Annotated in this window: 12 protein-coding genes; 8 read left to right on the forward strand and 4 right to left on the reverse strand. The window is 73.7% G+C overall.

From position 1 onward, the window contains the following. Positions 1–34 precede the first annotated feature (34 nt). A complete protein-coding gene (locus AB0E19_RS01425; protein WP_362171314.1) occupies positions 35–1,258 on the reverse strand; it encodes a hypothetical protein in 1,224 nt (407 codons plus the stop codon). After that, the gene (locus tag AB0E19_RS01430; protein ID WP_362171316.1) at positions 1,255–2,313 is read right to left on the reverse strand and encodes an NAD(P)-dependent oxidoreductase; all 1,059 of its coding nucleotides are present in this window, start codon (positions 2,311–2,313) and stop codon (positions 1,255–1,257) included. Before AB0E19_RS01430 ends, AB0E19_RS01425 begins: the two co-directional genes overlap by 4 nt. Before the next feature lie 1,030 nt (positions 2,314–3,343). Here AB0E19_RS01430 and AB0E19_RS01435 point away from each other — a divergent pair. The 8 genes from AB0E19_RS01435 (at position 3,344) to AB0E19_RS01470 (ending at position 20,205) form a co-directional block, all read left to right on the forward strand. Continuing rightward, a complete protein-coding gene (locus AB0E19_RS01435) occupies positions 3,344–4,318 on the forward strand; it encodes an ABC transporter ATP-binding protein (protein ID WP_362171319.1) in 975 nt (324 codons plus the stop codon). Next, on the forward strand, positions 4,315–5,139 hold the full coding sequence (locus AB0E19_RS01440) for an ABC transporter permease (protein ID WP_362171322.1): 825 nt from the start codon (positions 4,315–4,317) through the stop codon (positions 5,137–5,139). The genes AB0E19_RS01435 and AB0E19_RS01440 overlap by 4 nt, the downstream gene beginning before the upstream one ends. Positions 5,140–5,158: 19 nt before the next feature. Further along, positions 5,159–5,911, forward strand: coding sequence for an ABC transporter permease (locus AB0E19_RS01445; protein WP_362171325.1), 753 nt, complete (start codon positions 5,159–5,161; stop codon positions 5,909–5,911). Positions 5,912–6,004: 93 nt separating this feature from the next. Beyond that, positions 6,005–11,176 (forward strand): amino acid adenylation domain-containing protein, encoded by a 5,172-nt coding sequence (locus AB0E19_RS01450; RefSeq protein WP_362171328.1) that lies wholly within the window; start codon positions 6,005–6,007, stop codon positions 11,174–11,176. Then, positions 11,166–16,697, forward strand: a complete 5,532-nt coding sequence (locus tag AB0E19_RS01455; RefSeq protein WP_362171331.1) for an SDR family oxidoreductase — start codon at positions 11,166–11,168, stop codon at positions 16,695–16,697. The genes AB0E19_RS01450 and AB0E19_RS01455 overlap by 11 nt, the downstream gene beginning before the upstream one ends. After that, complete coding sequence (locus tag AB0E19_RS01460) at positions 16,694–18,148, forward strand: condensation domain-containing protein (protein WP_362171334.1); 1,455 nt, start codon at positions 16,694–16,696, stop codon at positions 18,146–18,148. Before AB0E19_RS01455 ends, AB0E19_RS01460 begins: the two co-directional genes overlap by 4 nt. Next, positions 18,145–18,927, forward strand: a complete 783-nt coding sequence (locus AB0E19_RS01465; protein WP_362171337.1) for an SDR family NAD(P)-dependent oxidoreductase — start codon at positions 18,145–18,147, stop codon at positions 18,925–18,927. Before AB0E19_RS01460 ends, AB0E19_RS01465 begins: the two co-directional genes overlap by 4 nt. A 114-nt stretch (positions 18,928–19,041) precedes the next feature. Then, the gene (locus AB0E19_RS01470; protein ID WP_362171340.1) at positions 19,042–20,205 is read left to right on the forward strand and encodes an ATP-grasp domain-containing protein; all 1,164 of its coding nucleotides are present in this window, start codon (positions 19,042–19,044) and stop codon (positions 20,203–20,205) included. 18 nt (positions 20,206–20,223) lie between these two features. On the opposite strand, the gene AB0E19_RS01475 is transcribed toward AB0E19_RS01470, so the two are convergent. Both AB0E19_RS01475 and AB0E19_RS01480 read right to left on the reverse strand, forming a co-directional pair. Further along, positions 20,224–21,606 carry a solute carrier family 23 protein gene (locus AB0E19_RS01475; protein ID WP_362171343.1) on the reverse strand — a complete coding sequence of 461 codons (1,383 nt, stop codon included), beginning with the start codon at positions 21,604–21,606 and terminating at the stop codon, positions 20,224–20,226. Then, positions 21,603–22,727, reverse strand: coding sequence for an aryl-sulfate sulfotransferase (locus AB0E19_RS01480; protein WP_362171346.1), 1,125 nt, complete (start codon positions 22,725–22,727; stop codon positions 21,603–21,605). The genes AB0E19_RS01475 and AB0E19_RS01480 overlap by 4 nt, the downstream gene beginning before the upstream one ends. Positions 22,728–22,757 lie beyond the last annotated feature (30 nt).

Raw genomic sequence — 22,757 nt, forward strand, 5'->3', positions numbered from 1 at the left:
ATCGCTGTCCGTGCCGCCGATGGCCCCGCCCCGCTCAGGCACCACACCACTCGGCGGTGGCCGCGACGTCGACGTCGGCCGCCAGGGCGGAGGGGTCGGTGCTCCACAGCAGGGCCGAGACCCCGAGCGCGCCCGACGTCCCCGTGTGGGTCTCCTGGGCCGCCTTCCTGACGTGTACGCGCCGCTCGCTGCGCATCGGCGGCGTGCCGCGGTAGCGCTCCCCCGGCATGACCGGCACCCAGACCCAGGCGGCCTGCACGCCGGTGGGCTCCGGCTCCGGTACCGGCAGACCGGCCTGGAGCGCGAGGTTGACCTCTTCGAGGTTCACACCGGCGTGCAGCCGGGCGAGTTCGGACACGAGGGCGCCCGGGGCCCGGGCGGCGACCTCGACCACCACGAGTTCGTCCTTGGCGTCGACGGCGAACTCGGTGTGCACCACGAACGCGCCCTCTCCGCCGAGCGCGGCGACCACGGCGACGTTGAGGTCCTGGGCGCGACGGGCCAGCGTGCTGTCGTCGGGGACGGTCCAGCCTCCCAGGCGGCGCCCGGAGGGCAGGTCGAGCAGCGGTCCGAGGTAGCTGCCCGTCTGGACCGGGGTCGTCGTGCCCCCGGTCACCACGCTGTTCACATGGTGGAAGGTTCCGTCGAGGTACTCCTCGACCTGCCAGCCGGGCTCTCCCTGGTGCTGTGCCAGCCAGCCGCGGAGCTCCGCCTCGGTCCGCAGGATGCTCACCCCCCTGGAGTTCGCCTCCCTGCGCGGCTTGGCCACGACGGGCAGGCCCAGACGGGCCACGACCGCCTCGTACGCGGCGCCCGGCTCTCCGTCGGGGAGGGGCAGGAACCTCGGCACGCGGACCCCGGCCGCGTCGAGGCGCGCCTTCATGAGGACCTTGTCGATGTAGTGCTCGGGACGGTCCGGGTGCCGGGCGGCCAGTCCGAACTCCCGGCGCAGCTCCGCGCAGGAGATAAGGCAGTACTCGTCGTTGGTGACGATCTCCACCGGGCGCGTGCCGGCGCCGTCCCTGATCGCCTCGGCCCACGCGGTGCGCGGGACGCGGCGCACCCGTGGGGCCCGTCCCGGGGCGTCCTCGCGCAGCACCGCGTCGTCCTCGGCGTCGGTGAGGACCATCGTGTCCCACTCCTCCGCCGGAAAGACGGTCGCGATGTCGGTGGTGAGCGGCTGGCGCGAGTGCAGGATCACCGCGAGGGGACGTGCGGGGGCCGGTGCCGCCGGCAGGGGGGAGTCGGTGCCTGTCATGCCTTGCCCCTCGTGGATGCGCCGCTGACTGCGGCTCGTGCGCGGATGTCTTCCGTGGGCGCGACGGCCCCTGGTGTGGTTCTGCCGGGTTCCCGCAGGGCCTGCCAGATCGCCACGAAGTCGTCGATGAAGGCGGCGTCGCTGCCGCGGCTGCGCCAGGCGACATGGGGCGAGAGCCGGACGGTGGGGAGGTGGCGCAGCGGGTGGTCCTCGGGCAGCGGCTCCGGGTCCGTGACGTCGAGCGTCGCGAACATCCTTTCCGCGGCGCAGAGTTCGGTGAGCGCTTCCTGGTCGAGGATGTCCGCGCGGGAGATGTTGACGAGGTGGAGACCGGGGCGGGCCCGGGAGAGGGCCGGTCGGTCGAAGAGGCGGACGGTGTCGCCGGTCAGCGGCAGTGCCGTGATCAGGTGGTCGACGTCCAGCACCCTGTCGAGGTCGGTGGTCTGCGCGATGCGCGCGCGGGCGACGCCGTCCGGCCGGCGGCGCAGGACGGTCACGTCCGCCCCCAACGCGGCGAAGGTGTGCGCCAGGCGCTGCCCCACGGCGCCCCAGCCCGCGACGCCCACTCTGGCGCCCCACAGGCCGGCGCCCCCGCCGGTGCTTCCGCCGGCCGGCACGGGCGGGGCGTCGGGAGCCGGTGCGGCCCGGGTGTCCCGTTCGCCCCAGGGGGCTCCCCCGCGCCACTCGTGGCTCAGCACCGCGTGGAGGGAGTATTCGGCGAGCGGTGCCGCGTAGCACTGCCAACTGCGGGTGAGGAGCGTGGCCTTCGGCCACGCGCCGAGGTCGATGAAGTCCGTGCCGGCCGAAGTCAGGTGCACCCAGGACCAGTTCGCGGCGGCCAGGATCGTGTTCCGCCGGGCCGCGGAGAGTTCGTGGGGGGCCATCAGCAGGATGGCGCCGTCGTGCGGGGCGCTGCGCCAGGAGCGGTGCCGGAACGACGCACCGAACAGCCGTCTGAGGGCGGGCAGGGTCAGCCGCCGTAACTCGTCGGACAGCGCCTCGTACATCGCCGGCCGAGGAGCGGGGGCGGGGAGGTCGGCTAAGGACGTCGGCAAGTGGTCGACGTTGATGATTCCCCCTCAACCAGTACCCGAGCGCCCGATCGGCGCATCCTCCGACTTTCGCTCCGGAAAACACCGGGAGCAGTAGAACACCCGCTCCGGCCGGAGGCAAGCAAATCGATCCACCCGAGCACCGGACGCGTCGTGCGTATTTCCGGTCCCCGAGGAGGGGATCTCGCGACCGCGACAACAACACGCGGAACACAGCAGAGATCTGGCAAACCCGGACATTCGAGCACTCCGGCCGGCGGATCGCCCCAGGTGGCCACTGGCAGTGTGGATCTACTTTCCCCCAGAGGCAACGGAAGTGCGATGTGGCGTGGATCACTGCGCAAGATCATGCGGATTTGCTTAACTGATACGGCACCTGGGGAGGGTTCCCCTGTCATGGAGCACGAAATCTCGCAGCGAACCCTGAATGAGATCTCACACCCCCCTTTGTGTTTTCCCTCGCGAGCAGAAGGGGCTACGACGTCGTGCCGAACGAGTTAGAAGTCTGCAAACGCCTGTTAGCGAACACCGTGGGCGCACCCGTGCGGTTCGTCCCCCCAGGCGTGGCGGGTCGCGGACAACTCGGGCATGTACCGCCCTTTGCGGTCACGACCACAGCAAAGCCGCGGCGGGAACACGCCACCACGACGGTCGCGGGTAAACGGAGAACCGCAGTCACATACGAATGCCGCACCTTTCCGGCAGCGCAAGGAGCATATCCGAGAGCACGGAGCGAAACGCTCCGGCACCCCTCGGTCGTCTTCACCGCGAGGCGCGCGCGAAAACTCACCGGCCGCCCGTCGGAACACGAATTCAGTGACACCGCGCAGATAAAGGCCGGCAGATTAGCCGATGACCGCACGGACCGCTCGTTCGATTCCTCCGCGCTCGTCCTGCACCGGCCCCACGCATTCATGCAGCGCCGGAGGCCCTGCGAACTCCCTCTCGGCATGGAGACCTCCGCCACGGAAGTCGCCACGCCGAATGGGCGTACGGCCGACGGCGGCGGCGAGCCCCGACCGGAGGTCGTGCAGTGACCCGTCCCGCCCTCCTCGTCGACGGGGTCGGCCGCGACTACGCCGACAAGAAGAACGTCGTCACCGCCCTGTCGGAGGTGTCCTTCCGCGTCGGCCCCGGTGAGGTCGTCGGCCTGCTGGGGATCAACGGAGCCGGCAAGACGACCTTGCTCCGCATCATCGCCACCCTCCTGACGCCCACGCGTGGCCGGGTCCTGGTGGACGGCGTCGACGTGGAGGCCGATCCACGCGCAGCGCGCAGGCATCTGTCCGTGGTCTTCGGCGGGGACCGCGGCCTCTATCCGAGACTGTCCGCGCTCGACAACGCCCTGCTGTTCGGGTCCCTCGGCGGCGTGCCCACCAGGGACCTGGAGAAGTCCGCGCGAGGCGCGCTGACTTCGGTGGGACTGCTCGACGTGGCCGGCCGTCCGGTGAACACCTTCAGCAAGGGCATGAAGCAGCGGCTGCACCTCGCGGTGGGGCTCATGGCCAGGCCGAGCCTGGTCATGCTGGACGAACCGACCGTGGGCGTCGATCCGCTGGAGACCGAACGGCTCCGCTCGGCCGTCGCGAAACTGCCGGGCGAAGGCATCGGCGTGCTGCTCACGAGCCACAACCTGCAGGACATCGAGCGGCTCGCCTCCCGTGTCGTCATGCTGCGGGACGGACGGGTGACCCACGATCTTCCCCTCCACGACCTCGTGGAGCAGAACGGGGGCGGAACCGTCGTGACGGTGCTGTCCAGCGAACCCTGTCCCATCGCCGCGGGAACGGCGCAGGCGTCGGGCATTCGCGTGCTGGCCGGCGCGTACACGCCCGAAGACGGCGTCTGGCGCACGGAGTTCGAAGTCGCCGAATGGACCGCGGGCTCCCTTCGGGCCCTGGCCGAGTGGTGGCCGCCGGGCGCCGTCAAGGACGTCCGCGTACAGCCCGTCGGACTGGAGCAGGTGTTCGGCCGTCTCGCCGGGGCCACCGCGGGAGAGTCCCGATGACCGGCCTCACCGGGCGGCGCGCGGCGCCTCCCGGCCCGGCCGGGGGCGGACTCCGCGCGTGGCTCTCGGCCCTCGGGCACAGCATGCGCTTCCAGCTCAGGCAGCAGCACATCCTCAGCGCCGTCATCCCCGGATGCGTCGTCCCGGCGACCCTCTGCGTCGCGACGCTGCTCGCCCGCACCCCGGACTCCCTGCTGAGCGCCGAGGAGATCCAGTTGGGCTGCGGCGTGCTGGCCCTGTGGAGCTGTGCCATCTGGCAGACCGGCCTGATCCTGCGCGAGGAGCTGCGGCACGGAACGCTGCCCGGCATCCTCACCCGGCCGACCGGCCTGGGCACGGTGCTCGCCGGCAAGACCATCGGCACCGCCGTCCGGTGCGCCCTGCTGATCGTCGTGACCATCGGGACCGTCGGCCTGCTGGTGGGCACCCCCCTGCGGATCGCGCATCCCGTCGCCTTCGTCCTGGCCGCCGTCGCCACGTTCGGCTCGGCGCTGGTGCTCGGCATGCTGCTCAGCTGCCTCTTCCTGCTGACGCCGGCCGCGATGCGGATCGCCGAAGCCCTCGTCTACCCGATGTCCCTGCTCGGCGGAATGATCGTCCCGGTGGACATGCTGCCCGGCTGGCTGCGCCACGTGCCGGACGTCGTCTCGCTGCGCTGGGCGACCGAGCTGCTGACCGCGGCCGCGACGGGCCGGTCCCAGAGCATGGCCGCGTGGGGGCTGCTGTGCGCCACCACCGCCGGATACGCGCTGCTGGCCCGGTGGTCCTTCAGGACCGTTCTGCTGCGGGCGCGAGAGCGAGGCACCCTTGCCCTCTCGTGAGCGCTTCGCGGGGATCCCGATGGTGGCGCGAGCCGCCCGACGGGACTACTTCGCCGTGTACCCGGTCAGGACCCTGCTGACGTCCAGCGTGCCGCGGGTGGTGCTGCAGCCGCTGTTCCTCGCCTACTTGGGATATGTGACCGGCGGCCTCGCAGGGCGGCGGTTCGCCCTCGTCGGCGCCTGCGCCTACATCGTGTCGCTGGCCACCGTGGTCAAGGCGGCCGACGCCCTGACCGACGATCTGGCCGAGGGCACCCTGTACCGCGTCCGGATGAGCCGTCCGGGGCTGCCCCTCGTCCAGCTGACGAGGTGCTGGATCTACTTCGTGGAGGCGGTGGCCTCCGCGGTGGTGGCGGTCGTCGGCGTGTGCGCCTTCTTCGGAGAGTGGGGCCTGATGGCGTCGCTGCTCCAGGGCACGCCGATCCTGGTCGTCACGGCGCTGAGCACCACCGCGTTCGGACTCGCGGTCACCGCCGTGGCCGCCCTGCATCCGGCGTCGGCCGTGCTGACCAACCTCGCGGTGTACGTGCTGCTGGTCATGGCCGGCGTCATCGCGCCGCTCGACCGGCTGCCGTGGCCCCTGCGGTGGGTGTCGGAGGTCCTGCCCGTGACGCACGGCGCGGACGCCCTGCGCGCCTTCGCCGACGGCCGGAGCTGGGCGGCGGGCGCGCTGCTGGAGCTGCTGGTCGCGGGCGGCTGGCTCGTCGTCGGCCTGACGCTGCTGAAGCGCAACGACAGCAGGGCGAGGAGGCTGGCGAGCGATGGCGGTTGAGGCCCCGCTCCGGCGGCCGTCCGGCCCGCCTCGTACCACCCTTCCCGAGCTCGTCGCTCCGCACTGCCGCGTGACCTCACCGAAAGGACTGTGATGGCCGGCTCGACGTCCGCCGCACGGGGCGCGATCCTCCGCGGCCCCGTCCGGGACCGCCCCGCCCCCTCGGGCGTACCCGGACTGATCCGGGACGTCTCCACCGCGCGGCCGGACGCCGTCGCGCTCGTCGACGGCCAGGGTGCCGTCACCTACGCGGAGCTGGAGACGGCGTCCGACACGGTGGCCCGGCGCCTCGTCGAGGCCGGCGGCCGCCCCGGTGACGTCGTCGCCGTCTGCGTGCCCCGCGGCCGGCACCTGGTCTTCGCCCTGCTCGGTGCGCTGAAGGCCGGGATGCCCTACCTGCCGCTGGCCCCCGAGGACCCCGAGGAGCGGCGGGCGCGCCTTCTGCGCAGTTCCCGGGCCGGCCTGGTGCTGGTCGCCGGGCGGAGCGCGGACGGCCCCGGGCCGTGGCAGGACGCGGGCGCGAGGGTCCTGCGGGTGGACACCCCGGCCTCCCCGCACGGCGCCGTACCACCGGAGCGGTGGCTGCCCCTGCGTCAGGTCGCCGACGACCACCCGGCCTATGTGCTGTACACCTCGGGGTCGACCGGAGAGCCGAAGGGCGTCGTCGTCCCCTCGCTGGCGCTCTGCAACCGGCTGGTGTGGATGCGCGAGACGTACGGGTTCGCGCCGGGCGACCGCGTCCTTCAGAAGACCCCCGCCACCTTCGACGTCTCGGGGTGGGAGTTCTTCGGTCCGCTCGTGTCCGGAGCCACCGAGGTGCTCATGGCCCCGGAGGCCCACCGCGATCCCGGTGAGGTCATCGACTGCGTCCGCGGCCACCGGGTGACGGTCTGCCACTTCGTCCCGTCCATGCTGGAGGAGTTCCTCCGCTGGCCGGGAGCGGATCGGTGCGACTCGCTGCGCGCCGTCATGTGCAGCGGAGAGGCGCTGACCCCCGGTCTGGTACGCCGCTTCCGGTCGGTCCTCGACGCCGATCTGCACAACCTCTACGGACCGACCGAAGCGGCGATCGACGTCACGGCCTGGGAGTGCCCGCGGCACGCCGAGGACCTGGAGACGGTCCTGATCGGCGGTCCGATCGACAACTGCACGCTCGTCGTCCTCGACGACGAGATGCGGCCGGTGGCCGAGGGGGACGTCGGCCAGCTGGCGATCGGCGGGCTGCCGCTCGCGCTCGGCTACCTGCACCGGCCCGACCTGACCGACGCGTCCTTCGTCGACGCCCCGGACTGGTGCCCCGTGCCCCGGCTCTATCTGACCGGAGACCTGGTGCGCCGCCACGGCGACGCCCTGGAATACCTGGGGCGCAAGGACCACCAGGTGAAGATCCGCGGCCAGCGGGTCGAACTACGCGAGACGGAGGACGTGCTGCGCGACCTCGACACGGTCCGTGACGCCGCCGTGGTCGCCGCACCCGGTCCGGACGGCGCCCTGGTCGTGTGCGCGTTCATCGTCCCGGCACCGGGAACCACCGTGGACGAGGAGCTCTCCCGCGCGGTGCGCGAGCGCGCGGCACGGGCGCTGCCCGAGGCGTTCGTACCGACCCTGGTCCTCGGTGCCGAGTCCCTGCCCCTCACGAGCAGTGGCAAGCAGGACCAGCGGGCCCTGAAGGCGCGCGCCCAGGAGCGGCTGGCCGGCCTGTCCGGACCGGTTCCGGAGACGGCGTCCGACGAACTCGCCGGGTTCTGGCAGGAGGCCGTCGGCGGCGGAGACGGCGCGGCGGGGTTCCTCGATGCCGGCGGGCACAGCCTGGCCGCGGCCCGGCTCGCCGGGAGGATCCTGGGCCGGTGGGCCGTCCGGCTCCCGCTGTCGGTGTTCCTGCGCGACAACGTGTCGCTGGAGGGGCTGCGCGCCCGGATCCCCGAGACCCCCCCACCGCGGTCCCCGAAGCGCGCGGTCCGGGCGTCCGGCGACACCCTGCCGGTCTCACCCGAGCAGCGGCGCCTGTGGCTGTGGCAGCAGGTCCATCCCCGCTCCCCCGCCTACAACGTGGTGGGCGTGCTCCACGTGGCGGGACGGATCGATCCGGCGGCCCTGCGGGAGGCCTGCGCCGACCTGGTCGCCCGGCACGAGTCCTTGCGCACCGTCGTCGAGCCGTCCCCCTCGGGTGCCCTGTCGCAGCGCGTGATGCCGCCGTCGGGCCCGCCGTCGTTCACGGAACGGGTGATCGGAGGGGACGACCCCGCCGCCGTGCGGGCGTTCGTCGACGAGGTCGCGGGGATCCCGTTCCCCGCCGAGAGGCTGCCTCGCCTGGCCGTCGGGCTGCTGCACTGCGAGGGCGACGGCCCGGGGCCGCGGACCTCACGGCTCGTGCTCTCCGTCGACCACCTCTTCTCCGACCAGCGGTCCCTGGACCTTCTCCAGCGGGATCTCGCCGGCCTGTACGCGGCCAGGGTCGCCGGCACCGAGGCGGAACTGCCGCCGGTCGTGCAGTTCCGCGACGCACTCGCCGTGGAGCCGGTCGAGAGCGAAGGGCCGGCCGCGCGGAAGGCCCTCGACCTGGCTTTCTGGAGCGAGCGGCTGGCCGGCGCACCCCAGCGGCTGGATCTGCCGCACCGCAAGCCGCGCCCCGGCCTGCCCGGGCACCGCGGAGCCGAGGCCGTCGTCGACCTGGAACGGCGGACGAGCCTGGAGCTGGACCGGGTGTGCCGGGAGGAACGCGTCACCGTCGCCACGCTGTTCCTGAGCGCGTACGCGCGGGTCCTCGCCGCCTGGAGTGCGCGGGCCAGTGTGGTCGTGGGTGTCCCGATGTCGGGGCGGGAGACGGACGAGCAGCACGAGGCGGTCGGCTTCTTCATGCGGACGGCCCCCGTCCGCCTCGATGTCCCCTCCGGTGCGGACACCCGGGAGGTGCTGTCCTCGGTGGCCGAGGCCGTCGTCACCGCGTCCGAGCACCTGGCGCCGACGTTCGAGGAGATCGTCGCGCGGATGGCCGTGGACCGGTCTCCTGACACCCATCCGCTGTTCCAGGTCTGGTTCAACGACCTGACGCAGGCCGCGCCTCCCACCGGCTTCGCGGGCCTGCCCGCCGTTCCCGAGGAGCCGGAGACGCACTGGTCCCTGTTCGATCTGGGGCTGTACCTCTCCCGCCGGCCGGACGGCGGCTACCGCCTGCGCCTCGCCTACGCCGAGGACTTCTGGGACGCCGAGACGGCACAGGACTTCCTGGCGGGCTGCCGGGACGCCGTGCTGTCCCTGCCGACCCCGGCGCCGCCGGCCCCCGCGTCCGTCTCCGAGCCTCCGCCGCCGCTCGAACCGTCCCCCGTCAGGCGGACCTGCGCCGATCTGGTGCGCGCCGTGCTGAGCCGGGCGGAGAGCACCCCTCGGCGGCCGGCCCTGGTGAGCGGCGGCAGTACCGTCACCTACGGCGCGCTCGCGTCCCGGGTGCGCCGGGTCGGTGCCCTGGTGCGTACGCGTACCGAGCCCGGACGACCGGTCGCCGTGCTGGCACGGCGTGACGCGGGGCTGGCGGCGGCGGTCCTGGGGAGCTGGCACGCCGGACGACCGGTGCTCCTGGTCGACGCCGAGGCGCCCGCCGCGTGGCGGGACCGGGTGCTCTCGACGGCGGACGTCTCGCTGGTGCTCACCACGGACGCCTCCGCCGTGCCCGGGTTCGCCTGCGAGCAGGTCGACGGGCCCGCCGTGTCGGAAGGCGAACCCTCTCCCGTACAGGAGGAGTTCGCCCCGGACTCGCCCGGACACCTGCTGGTCACCTCGGGCACGTCGGGGCGGCCCGCGGTGGTCGTCCTGCCGGCCGACGCCCTTCCCGAGGCGCTGGACTGGTACGGCCGCGAACTGGGGCTCGGCGGCGACGACGTGTTCTGCCTCAGCACACCGCCGGCCCACGATCCCGTCCTGCGGTCCCTGCTGCTGCCCCTGACACTCGGGGCGAGCGTCCACGTCCCGCGGCCCGGTCAGGCCGAGCGGCCCGAGGAACTGCTGGACCTGCTGGAGCACTCGGGGACCACCGTCCTGCACCTGACGCCCTCTCAGGCGACGATCCTCGCGGCCTTCGCGGGCGAGCGCACCCTGCCCGACCTGCGCTCCGTGGTCTTCCACGGCGAGCCGCTCCATGGCACCTGTGCCGAGAGGACGTCCGTCCTGGCGCCCGGCGCCGGCCTCTTCAACCTGTACGGAAGCACGGAGACCCCGCAGGCCAGCAGCCTCCACCGGTGGTCCAGGACCGCCCGGTCGGCGACCGCCGGGGCACGCGGCGGCGTGCCGATCGGACGCGGCGTGCCGCACCGGCACCTGGACGTCGTCTCCCCGGCGGGGCGCCCGGCGCTCACCGGCGAGGCCGGCGAGCTCGTCGTCACCGGACGCGGACTCGCCCTGGGGTACCTGGGCGATCCCGGCCGACTCGCCGGGCCCGCGCCCGTCGCCGACGGCGTCAGGCGCTACGCCACCGGGGACCTGGCCCGGCGGGACCGCCACGGCGTGGTGACGATCCTGGGCCGGACGGACCGTCGGATCTCGCTCGGTGGATACCGGATCGAGCTCGACGAGGTGGAGGGGGCGATCGCGCGGCTGCGCGGCGTACAGCGCTGCGCCGTGGCCACCGACCCCGCACGGCCCGACAGCCTGATCGCCTGGGTCGTGGGAGAGCAGCTGGGGACGGACGACGAACTCGGCGCCGCTCTCGCCCGCCTCGTGCCACGGTGGCAGCAGCCGTCGCGCTGGATCCGCGTGCCCGGACTCCCGTCGACCCCGAACGGCAAGGCGGACATCGCCGCGCTGCTCCGACAGGCCGCCGAAGAACGCGCCGACCGGTCCACGGACGTGGCCGCGCTGCCGGCGGAGGAGCTGACCCGGCTGATCGTCGACAGGGCGCGCGCCCTGTGCCCCGACGGTGAACTCCTCACCGCCGACACCGTGTTCTTCGACGCGGGCATGGTCTCGATGACGCTGTTCCGCCTGTTCCACACCCTGACCACGGCGGACGGCCTCGGCCTCACGCTGGCCGATGTGTTCCGCTTCCCCACCCCCCGGTCCCTCGCCGCGCACCTCGGCTCAGGGGCCCCCTCCCCCGCAGTCGCTCCGTCGCCCCGTCGCCCCGCGTCCGCGGCATCGGCCGCGTCGGCCGCCGCGGAGCGGGCCGCACGCCGGGCCGCACGCCGGGCACTGCCCAGATCCGGCCGGGCTTCCGTGGACGAGACGGCCGCCACGCCCCACCGCATGAAGAGGACACCGAACCATGAGCAGTGAGGCCATCGCGATCATCGGCCTGTCCGTACGCGTGCCCGACGCCGGTGACGCCGAGGCGTTCTGGGACAACCTCCTGTCGGGCAGGGACAGCATCCACCGGCTCGGCGAGGCACAGCTGCTGGCCGCGGGCGAGGACCCGGAACTGCTCAAGGACCCGCACTACATCAGGGCGCGGCCGCTCCTCGACGACGTGGGGGGCTTCGACCACCGCTTCTTCGGCATCTCGCCGCGCGAGAGCGAGCTGCGCAATCCGCAGCACCGGCTGTTCCTCGAACTGTGCTCGACCGCCCTGCAGCACGCGGGCGTGGAGCCCTCCCTGTACGACGGGGAGATCGGCGTGTACGGCGGTTGCGCCAGCGACCGGTACGTGGACGACCACATCAAGGCCGACCCGGAACTCCTCGCCCAGGTCGGCGAGATGGTGGCCCTGGTCTCCAACAACATCGACTATCTCGCCACGTACACCTCCTACCGCCTCGGCCTGGGCGGCCCGAGCCTGTCGGTCCGCACGGCCTGCTCCACGTCCCTGGTCGCCACCCACCTGGCGTGTCAGGCCCTGCGGCTCGGGGACTGCGACATCGCGCTGGCCGGCGGGGTCGAGATCGAGACCCCGTACGGCCGCGGCTACCGGCACGTGGGCGGTGGCATCGACTCGGCCGACGGGCACTGCCGCCCGCTGGACTCCGAGGCGAGCGGCACCGTCTTCGGCAGCGGCGGCGGGGTGGTGGTGCTCAAACGGCTCGCCGACGCGCTGGAGGACGGGGACCCGGTCTACGCGGTGATCAGGGGTTCCGCGATCAACAACGACGGTGCCGAGCGCCCCGGGTTCACCGCTCCGAGCTCCCAGGGCCAGAGCCGGGCGATCGCGGAGGCGCTCGCGGTCGCGGACGTGGACCCGGCCACGGTGTCGTACGTGGAACTGCACGGCACGGGCACGCAGATGGGCGATCCGATCGAGATCCACGGGCTCGACGAGGCCATGCGGGCGGTCGCCGAGGGCGAACTCCCGCCCGGCAGCTGCGCGATCGGCTCGGTGAAGTCGAACCTGGGCCATCTCGGGCCCGCGTCCGGCATCGTCGGCGTGATCAAGACGGTGCTCGCCCTGCACCGGGAGAAGATCCCGCCCACCATCAACGTGCGGACCCCCAACCCCCGGCTCCACCTGGAGAGGACGCCCTTCAGGATCGCCGACTCCGTACTCGACTGGCCGCGGCGGGACGGAGCGCCGCGCCGCGCCGGGGTGAGCTCCTTCGGCTTCGGTGGCACCAACGCCCATGTGGTGCTGGAGGAAGGCCCGCTGCCCGCCCCCGCCGAGCCGCGTGCGGAGCGCGCGGAGCTGGTGGTGTGGAGCGCGGTCGACGAGACGGCCGGCGGGGAGCTGCGCGCGCGGCTGGCGGCGACGCTCGACACCCTGCCCGACGGGTCCGCCGCCGACGTCGCGTTCACCTCGCAGGTCGGGCGGCGCGCGCTTCCCGTCCGGGCGGCGCTGCGCTTCTCGCGGACGGGCGAGGCCGCGCGGGTCCTCGCCGATCCGGCGGCGCCGCTCACGGCCCGGTCGGACGGCACCCGCCGCCTCCCGGTGTTCGCGTTCCCGGGCCAGGGTTCCCAGCATCCGCGGGCCGCCGTCGGTCTCGCCGCCGCGGTTCCCGCCTTCGACCACCACATCCGCGAGTGCCTGGCCCTGTTCTCCGAGGCCCTGGGCATCGACATGGTGCGGGTGTGGCGGGACGAGTCCGATCCCGAGGTCATCGCGCGTACCGTCCACGCCCAGCCGCTGCTGTTCTCGGTCGAGTACGCCCTGGCCAAGACGCTCGGCACGTTCGGCGTCGAGCCCTCGGCCCTGATCGGGCACAGCGTGGGCGAGGTCGTCGCGGCGACGCTGGGCGGTGTCTTCTCGCTGCCGGACGCGGTGCGGTTCATCGCCCGCCGCGGGGAACTCATGCAGAGCATGCCGTCCGGCCGGATGCTCGCCGTGGCGGCGACCGAGGACGCGGTGCGCGCACTGCTCACCGCGGACGTCGCGGTCGCGGCCGTCAACGGTCACCAGCAGGTGGTCGTGGGAGGACCGGCCGACGCCGTCGACGGATTCCGGACCCTCCTGGGCGAGCACGGCATCCAGGCGCGGCCGCTGCCCACCTCCCATGCCTTCCACACGCCGATGATGGCGCCCGCGGTGGACGAACTCACCGCCCTGCTGTCGGAGTTCACGCTGCGCGCGCCCCGTATTCCGGTGATCTCCGCCGCCTCGGGACGTGCGCTCGACACGGCCGACGCCACCTCGCCCCGCTTCTGGGCCGAGCAGCTGGTCGAGCCGGTCCTGTTCGGCCACGCCCTGGACGCCCTGGCCGAGCGGGCCCCCACGTGTGTGGTGGAGGTGGGTCCGGGACAGACCCTGACCAGTCTGATCCGGCGGAGCGCGGCCATGCGCGAGGGCGGGCACCGCGGCACCGCCTGCCTGCCGCGCCCCACCGGGCAGGGGGAGCGGGACGAGGACTGGCCCACGCTGCTCGGGGCGCTCGCCGAGCTGTGGTGCCACGGGACGGACCTCGCGTGGGACGGACTGCCTCGTCCGGCGGACACGCACCGCGTGGCCCTGCCCGCCTATCCGTACCAGCGCAAGGACTTCTGGCTCCCCTACGTGGGCCAGGGGCAGCGCCCGGCCCCGGCCGCGGACGAGCGCGCACCCGTCGTCGGCGGCCCTGCGCCGGCGACCGCCGTCGAGCCCGCGTCCGCGTCCGCGTCCGAGTCCGAGTCCGAGTCCGAAGCGCCGACCCCGCCCGGCGGCCCGGTGCTCGCACTGCCCGGCTGGCGTCCGGACGGCGTCGTGACCGCCGCCGCGCGCACGACACCGGGGAGCAGGGGGACCGCGGTGGTGCTGACGCCGGCCGATCCGGTCATGGCCCGGCAGCTGTCGACGGCCGTCCAGCTCGCGGGGTTCCGGACGGTCGCGGTGGACGTGGGCGAGGCGTACCAGGCGGCCGACTACCGGGGAAGCGTGCGTCACGGCCGACCGGAGGACCTCACCGCCTTCCTCGACCATCTGGCCGCGCGGTCGGTCGAGGTGAGCATGCTGGTGCACGGCCGCGCGTACGCCGCCGTCGAGGCCGGACAGCCGTCCGACGCCCCGGCGGCGTTCGACGACGCGGTGTGGTCGTTCGTCGAGCTGTTCCAGGCCGCGGCACCACGCAGGGGCACGGACGGCCGGGCTCTCCCCGTGGTGGCGGTGACCCGGTCCGCGGTCGGCGTCACGGGGGCCGAGCCCCTGTCCCCCGCGCGGGCCGCCGCCACCGCCCTGGTGCGCTCGGCGGCGCTGGAGTCGGGCGCGGGGCAGGTGCGTCTGATCGACGCCGACGGAGTGACGACGGGCACCCTCGCCGCCGAACTCGCCGGCCCGGCCTCGCGGGACACGGTCGTGGCGCTGCGCGGCAACCGCCGGTGGCTGCCGGACCGGTCGGAGATCGCGTTCGACGGCCCGGTGGGAACCCTCCTGGAGGAGCGGGGCGTCTACCTGGTCACCGGCGGGTTCGGCGCGATCGGTCTCGCCGTGGCGGAAGCGCTGGCCCACAGCGGGCTGTCGCCGCGCCTCGCGCTGCTGAGCAGGAAGGCCGACGACGCCCACGCGGTCGAACGCGTGGCTCCGCGTCTGGCGGCCATGGAGGCCGCCGGTGCCGAGATCACCCTGCACGCCGCCGACGTCTCCGACGCCGCGGCCGTACGGCGGGTCTTCGACGACCTGCGGAGCCGGTACGGAGCCGTGCACGGGATCCTGCACACGGCGGGCATCGCGGGCGGCGGGCTGCTGCGCTCCCGGCGGCGGGCGGACATGGAGGGCGTGCTGCGGGCCAAGGTGACCGGCACGCTGGTCCTCCAGGAGCTCGCGGCCCGGTCGCCGGGCGTGCGGTTCTTGATGCTCTTCTCCAGCAGGGCCGCGCTCAACGGTCTGCTGGGCAGCGCCGACTACGCGGCGGCCAACGCGTTCATGGACGCGGTGGCCCTCACCTCCCCGCCGGACGCGCCGCTGACCGTCAGCGTCGACTGGCCGGCGTGGCACGGCGTGGGCATGGCCGCTGCGCCGGCGGCCCCCGAGCCGGGCCGGGACGGGCCGGCGACGGACGGCGTCCTCTGGAACACCGTCGTCACCCCCGGCGACTGGGTGGTCGACGAGCACCGTCTGGCGGGCAGGCCGCTGCTGCCCGGGGCCGCCTACTTCGACCTGCTCGTGCGGGCGGTGCGCGAGGCGGCCGGCGCGGACGATCTCGATCCCGTCGTCATCGAGGACCTGGTCCTGAGCGAGCCGCTGTACGTGGAGCGCGCGGCCCGGCTGACCGTCGAACTGGTGCCCGTCGGCGCGGACGGCTGGCAGGCCACGGTGCGTTCCTCGTACCCCGCCGAGGACGGCGCGCGGAACGCCCCGCGCGAGACGGCGCACGCGCACGCCCGCGTGAGGGTCGACCCCGCGCTGAGCGACACCCGGCAGGTCGCGGACCTGGCCGAGGCCAGCAGGGGGTGGCCCGCCGTCCCGCCCGGTGCTCCTGACGGGGCGGAGACGGACTTCGCCTTCGGCGAGCGCTTCGCCTGCGTGCGCGAGGCGCTCCGGGAGACGGACGTCACGGTGGGACGGCTCGCACTGGCCGCCCGGCACCTGGAGGACCTCCACGTGCACGCGGTCCATCCGGCGCTCCTCGACCGGGCCCTGGCGCTGAACCTCCCGGCCGGTGACCACGTGCCCTTCACCTGCCGCAGGGCGGTCGTGTACGGCGAGGTCCCCGGCGAGCTGATGGTCCGCATGGTGCGCCGGCCCGAGCGGTCCGGCCGCTCCACGGTCGACGCCGAGCTGTACGACATGCTGGGCCGGGCCGTCGTCACCGTGGACGGCTACACGAAGATCAAGGCGGAGTCCGGCCGGGGCGCCGGCGCACCGACCGCCGTGCCGGGTCCGGCGCGGGGCCGGGAAGCCGACGGCGCGCGGGACGAGGCTCCGGCGATCGGCCTGACCTCGGGCGTCACCCTGGACGAGGGCATCGCCACTCTCCTGCGCCTGCTGACCGACTCCGTGCCGTCCCAGGTCGCGGTCGTCCCCGCCGTGGAGTGGACTCCCGCGGACCGGGGCACTGCCGCACGCCCCGCCCCGGGGCCGGTGGAGCCCGCTCCCGCCCCGCGCCCGGCGGCGGTGACGCGTCCGGAGGCGGCGGCGCGCCCGGCGGCGCACGACGGCGCGCCCACGACCGGCACGCCCGCGACCGGTGCGGGCGCACCGGTGGAGTCGGCGGCGGGGGCGGACGACGCGCTGGCCCAGACGGTGCGCCTGTTCGCCGAGACGCTCGGGCTCTCCGAGATCAAGCCCGACGACGACTTCTTCGGCGTGGGCGGTGACTCCCTCACGGCGGTGCAGTTCGTCTCCAGGATCCAGGACAGGTTCGGCGTGCGCATGGGCGTCGCCGACCTCTTCGACGCCCCCACTCCCCAGGCGCTGGCCGCGGTGATCGCGGCCGCGTCGGAGCAGCGAGGTACCACGTCATGAACCGGTCCCCCCGCACCGACGCCCCCGCGGGGAGCGTCTCCGCATCGACCTGGCGGGCGTCCCTGGGCCAGGAGCGCCACTGGGCCTACCAACAGCGCTTCCCGCTGTCGGCGGCGTTCAACGTACCGATCGCCGTGCTCCTGCGCGGCCCCGTGCACCTGGATCTCCTGGAACGCGCCCTGCGGTCCGTGGTGTCCCGGCACGAGTCGCTGCGTGCTTCCTTCCGGCAGTCCGGCGGCGGGTTGCTCGCCCGGCTGCTGCCGCCGGACGCCGTGCCGGTGCACCGGCACGACCTGCGCCATCTGCCGCCGGGCGAGCGGCTGTCGCGGCTTCGGGAGGTCGGGTCCGCGGAGGCCGCCAGGCCCTTCGACCTGTCGGCGGAGCCCACGACCCGCGCCCATGTCGTGGTCCTGGGCGCGGAGGAGACGGTGGTCGTGGTGAACTTCCACCACATCGCCTTCGACGGCTGGTCGTCCCCGGTGTTCTTCAACGATCTGGACGCGCAGTACCGGGCGCTGTCCGCCGGCTCCGCGCACCCCCCTCTCCCGCGCGACCGGTACGTGGACTTCGCGCTCTGGCAGCGCCGGAGGATCGAGCGAGGCGTCCATCAGGGCCAGCTCGACCACTGGCGCGAGACTCTGGCCTCTCCGCCGGACGCCTTGCCCTGGCCCGACGACGACCGGGATCCGGAGGCTCCGTGGTGGGCGGGTGACATGGCCTGGCTCGGGCTGCCGCAGCAGTTGGCCGACGATGCCCGGACGGCGGCCCGCGCCTGCGGCACCTCCTTCTTCGTCCTGGGACTCGCGGTCTACCAGCTGGCGCTGCGGCGGCTGACCGGCCGCGACCGGCTGGCCGTCGGCACGCCGTTCGCGGGGCGCACCGCGTCGCGGTGGAACGACGTGGTGGGCTTCTTCGTGAACACCATGGTCATGCCCTACGTGTTCGAGCCCGGGGTGACGGTGGGACAGCTGATCCGGGACACGCACAGGAAGGTGATGCTGGCCCACGAGAACCAGGACCTTCCCTACGGCGTGCTCCTCGACCGGCTGGCACCGCCGGTGGAGCCCGAGCGCACGCCCTACTTCCAGACGATGTTCATCCTGCAGAACACCCCCGGGCCGACGCGGAGCCTCGGTGACGCGACGCTGGCCACCAACAAGCTGGTGACCGGCTCCGCGCGGTACGACGTCACGTTCTCGCTGGGGTGGCGCCGCGGCGAGCTGGCCCTGGAGCTGGAGAACCGGCCGCGGCTCGTGGGCCAGGACACCGCGATCCGGCTCGCGCGGGACTTCTTCGGGCTGCTGGCCGCGGCGACGACCGATCTCACCACCCCCGTGGGTGAGTTGGAGCCGATCGCCGTGCCGCTGACGGTCCATCGGCGGGGCGACCTGCGGCCGGGAGTGGACGGACTGTTCCACGGCATCATCGGGGACTGGAGGGCGGAGCGGTGAGTGACGCAGGGGACGGGCAGTCGCCCGGGCACTTCGAGGGGAAGGTCGTCCTGGTCACCGGAGGGGCTTCCGGGATCGGGCTGGCCACGGCCCGGGCCTTCGCCCGGCGGGGAGCGTCCGTCGTCGTGGCCGGCCGCACCCCGGAGACGCTGGACCGGGCCGCGCGGACCATCGGAGCGGAGGGGGGCGAGGTCACGGCGGTCCCCTGCGACGTCCGGTCCGAGGAGCAGGTGGACCTGCTGATCGCGCGGACCGTGTCCGTCTACGGCGGCCTCGACGTCGCGTTCAACAACGCCGGAGTGTCACTGGTCGGCTCCCTCACCACCATGACACCCGCCGAGTGGGACGACGTCATCTCCACCAATCTGACCGGCACCTATCTGCTGATGCGCGGGGAGATCGGCGCGATGGTCGGACGGGGCGGCGGCGTCATCGTCAACAACGCGTCGAACGCGGCCCACATGACCCTTCCGACGATGGCCGCCTACTCCGCTTCCAAAGCCGCCGTGCTGTCCCTGACCCGGGCCGCGGCCAAGGAGTTCGTCGCGCGGGGAGTGCGCGTCAACGCGATCTCGCCGGGCCCGGTCGACACCCCGATGTGGTCGACGCGTCCCGGCGAGAGCCGGGAGGACAGGCACCGGCGCATGGCCGCGGCCGGCCCCTCCGGGAAGGTGGGGACCGCCGAGGAGATCGCCGAGCTGGTCGTCTGGCTCGCCTCCCCCCACGCCGGCTACATCGCGGGACACGACCTTGTCGTCGACGGCGCGATGAGCTCCTGACACCCCACCGAATCACGCGACAACAGAGCGGGAATCATGAACGCGACGGGTGAATCTCCCATCCTTCTCATCGGCAGCGGATCGCGCGGCTGGCGCGAGTACCTCCTGCGTGCCATGTCCACGTCGTCCGAGGTGTGGCTCTTCGACTCCCGGGAGGTCACCTGGGAGGCGCCGTACATCGTCGGCTCGACCCGGGTGAACGCCCTGGACGTGGAAGCCACCCTTGAGGCCGCCGCCGAACTGGACCGGCGGGTCGGCATCGCGGGTGTGCTGTCCTACGACGAGTTCCTGGTCCCGACCGCCGCGGCGGTGGCCGCGTCGCTCGGACTGCCCGGCGGTGGCGTCGAGGCCGTCCAGGCCTGCCGGGACAAGAACCTCACCCGGCGGACCTTCGCGGACGCCGGTGTCCCACAGCCGGGTTCGTACGCCGTCCGCACGTACGAGGAGGCCGCGGAGCGGGCTGCCTCCCTCGGGTATCCCGTGGTGGTCAAACCGCGTGCGCTGGGCGGGAGCATCGGCGTCACGCTCGTGGCGGACGCGGAGGAACTGCCCGCCGCCTACGCGGCGACGCGCGGCGCGGAACTGTTCGCCCTTCCGACCCTGGAGGACGGCGTTCTCGTCGAGTCCTTCGCGGACGGGCCGGAGGTGAGCATCGATTCCGCCTGCTTCGAGGGCAAGGTCCATCCCCTGTTCCTCGCGCGGAAGGAGGTGGGGTTCGCCCCGCACTTCGAGGAGGTCGGGCACGTGGTCAGTGCCCGCGACCCGCTCCTGGAGGATCCCGCGCTCCTGGAGGTCCTGCAGGCCGCGCACACCGCCCTCGGGCTCTCCACGCTCGTCACGCACACGGAGATCAAGCTCACCTCCCAGGGTCCCCAGGTCATCGAGGTGAACGCCCGCCTGGGCGGCGGACTCCTTCCCTACATCGCCGGCATGGCCACCGGAATCGACTGCGGCGCGGTGGCGGTCGCCCTCGCGAAGGGGACCCCGCCCGTCGTCGAAGGAGCGCGCGAGCTCACCGCTCGGATCGACTTCCTCTATCCCGGAACCGATCTCCTGCTCGACGCGCTGAAGGTGACCGAGGAGGGGCTGCCGCCGGAGGTGCGCGAGATCATGCCGCTGGTCGAGCCGGGGGCCGCCCTGCGCCTCCCTCCCCGGGGCCATGTCAGCAGCCGGTACGCCGCCGTCATCACGGTGGCCGACACCCCTGCCGCCTGTGCCGCGGCGAGCAGGGCGGCGGAGCGGCACGTCGAGATCCTCGGCACTCCGCTGACCGGCTGACCGGGGCGGCGCGGTGCGTCACGGGTGGTCCGCGCCGCCGCTCGCGGCGCGGTCGTCCTCGATGCGCCGGCTCCTCCGGTCGCGCCGGCCGAGGAGTGCGGTGAGGAGGACCGCGGTCAGGGTGCCGGCGACGACGCCGCTGCCCAGGATCGTGCGGGCCCACCCGGGCAGCCCCGCGTACAGGTCCGGGCTGAGCAGCGGCAGCAGTCCCGCGGTGAGCGCGAGCGCGGCCGTCAGGTTTCCCGTTCCCGTGCCGGACAGGTCGGCGCGGCGGAGCATCTCGACGCCCATCACCGCGATGACGGCGTAGACGACGAGGGCGGAGCCGCCCACGACGGCCTCCGGTATCCCGGCCAGCGCCCGGGTCACCGGGGTCGCGAGGCCGAGGGCGACCAGGAGCGCTCCGGCGCCGGCGGTGACGAAGCGGCTGCGGACACCGGTGAGCCGGCCGATGCCGATGTTCTCGGCGCTGGTGACCATGAGGGAGGTGCCGAACAGTCCGCCGGCCAGGGAGACCAGGGCGTCGGCGCGGGCGACGCGCGGGACGTCCCGTCCCGGCGCGGGAGCACGGCCGACGGTCTCGCTGTTGAGCACGGTCTGCCCGGTGATCTCGGCCAGCGTGGTGAGGCTGAACACGAGCAGCGGAAGGGCGGCCACCAGGTCGAACCGCGGCGTCCCGAAGGGGAGGAGGGCGGGCAGCGCGAAGCCGCCGCCCGCGGCGGGAGTGAAGGCCCCGAGCCCGGTGGTGACCGCCACGACGGTGCCCGCCGCCATCCCGACGAGGACGGAGGTCTGGCGCCAGACGCCGCGCAGGAGGACGTACGCGGCGACGGTGGCGGCGACCGTGAGCGCGGCGAGCAGCACCGTGCGCGGCTCGCCCGTGCCGTCGGGGCCGGTGACGAGCCGGGCGGCGACCCGGATCATCGCGATCCCGATGAGGAGCACGGTGACGCCCATGACGAGCGGGGGGAAGAGTCGTACGACACGGGCGTACAGGGGCAGTACGGCCAGGAGCAGGGCGGCCGCCAGGAGGACGGCGCCGGTGGCGGTCGGCGCGCCGTGCTCCTGGGCGATCTGGAGGAAGAGCGCGGTCGCGGCGCCGCCGGGCAGCATGACGAACGGGAGGCGGCCGCCGATCCGCCACACGCCGAGCGACTGGAGGAGGGCGCCGGCCCCGCAGAGCAGGAGGACGGCGCTGAGCAGGGAGGCGGTGGCCCCGGGCGGCATCCGCAGGGTGCCGGCGACGAGGAAGACGGTGGAGACGGGGGCGGCGATCATCGCCAGGACGTGCTGGGCCGACAGCGGCACGAGACGCCGCAGCGGCACCCGTTCGTCGACGGCGTCGGGGGCGACGCCGGCTTCGGTGGCGTCGCCGGCCGTGGGTGTCCGGGTGGTCGTCATACCGTCGCCTCCAGCCACGGGATGTCCGCGGCGGCGTAACGGTAGGCGCGGAAGACGGCGTTGGGCTCGGACGGGAAGAGGCCCCGCACCTCGCTCTCGTCGTAGCCGGCGAAGTGCGGGACGACGTACTCCCAGCACAGGTAGCCGTCCTTCGTCACTTCGAAGAGCCGACCGGACGGAGAGTCGGTGACGAGCGTGTTGCCGTTCGGCAGGCGCTGGGCGGAGCCCATGAACGGCGCGAAGAAGAACTCCCGGGCCGGGTCGTGGTACTCCCACACGATGTCCCCGCCGGCCGGATCGATCTCGACGACGCGGGAGTACGGCACGTCGTGGCCGGGCCGGAAGACGCCGTTGTCGAAGACCAGCAGCCGGCCGTCGTCCAGTCGGCTGGGGGCGTGCTGCTGGCTGACCGTGCCGGGGCGGCTGCGCCAGAGGATCTCGCCGGTGTCGCGGCCGATGACGACGACGGCCGAGACGCTCCGCAGGCTGGCGAGGATGTTGCCGTCCCCCAGGGGCGTGACGCTGTTGATCAGGGGCCAGTGCTCGCGGGCGTACGCCTCGTGCAGGGCGAACTCGTCGCGGTCGAGGTGTTCCGCGGCGCGCCAGGACCACAGGAGTTCGCCGTCGGGGCCGACCTCCTTGATGGTGTCCGCCCAGACGATGCCGCCCGCGGCCTCCGAGTCGGGTGCTCCGCCCCGTATCGCGGCGGCCTCGTCGCCTGCCAGGGGTTCCAGGGCGGTGTAGACGATCCGGCCGTCGTCGAGGTGGTGTGCGTCGTGGTGCTGAAGGGGGTCGCGGTGCTCCCGCAGCACCGTTCCGTCGGGTGCCGCGTGGAGCATCACGCCGCCCCGGTACTTGTGCCACATCGGGAAGAGGGCCTTCTCGCCCGGGAGGACGCCGTTGTAGGCGAGGGTTCCGTCGGCGAGCAGCCGGGCGTGGCGGCCGGGCCGGTAGGGCAGGTCCCAGCGGTGGACGGTCCGGCCGTGGAGGTCGACGAGGTAGACCTCGCCGGTGCCGGTGAGGGGCGCGTAGAGGGTGAGGCCGTCGTACGCGGCCGTCTCGTCGAGGGCGATGAGGCCGGTGGGGCGCCGGCGGCGTGAGTTCTGGTCGATGGGGGGCACGTCGGGACTCTCCTCGCGTCAAACTTTCTT

The organism is Streptomyces sp. NPDC047974 (assembly GCF_040653375.1).
Taxonomy (GTDB): Bacteria; Actinomycetota; Actinomycetes; order Streptomycetales; family Streptomycetaceae; genus Streptomyces.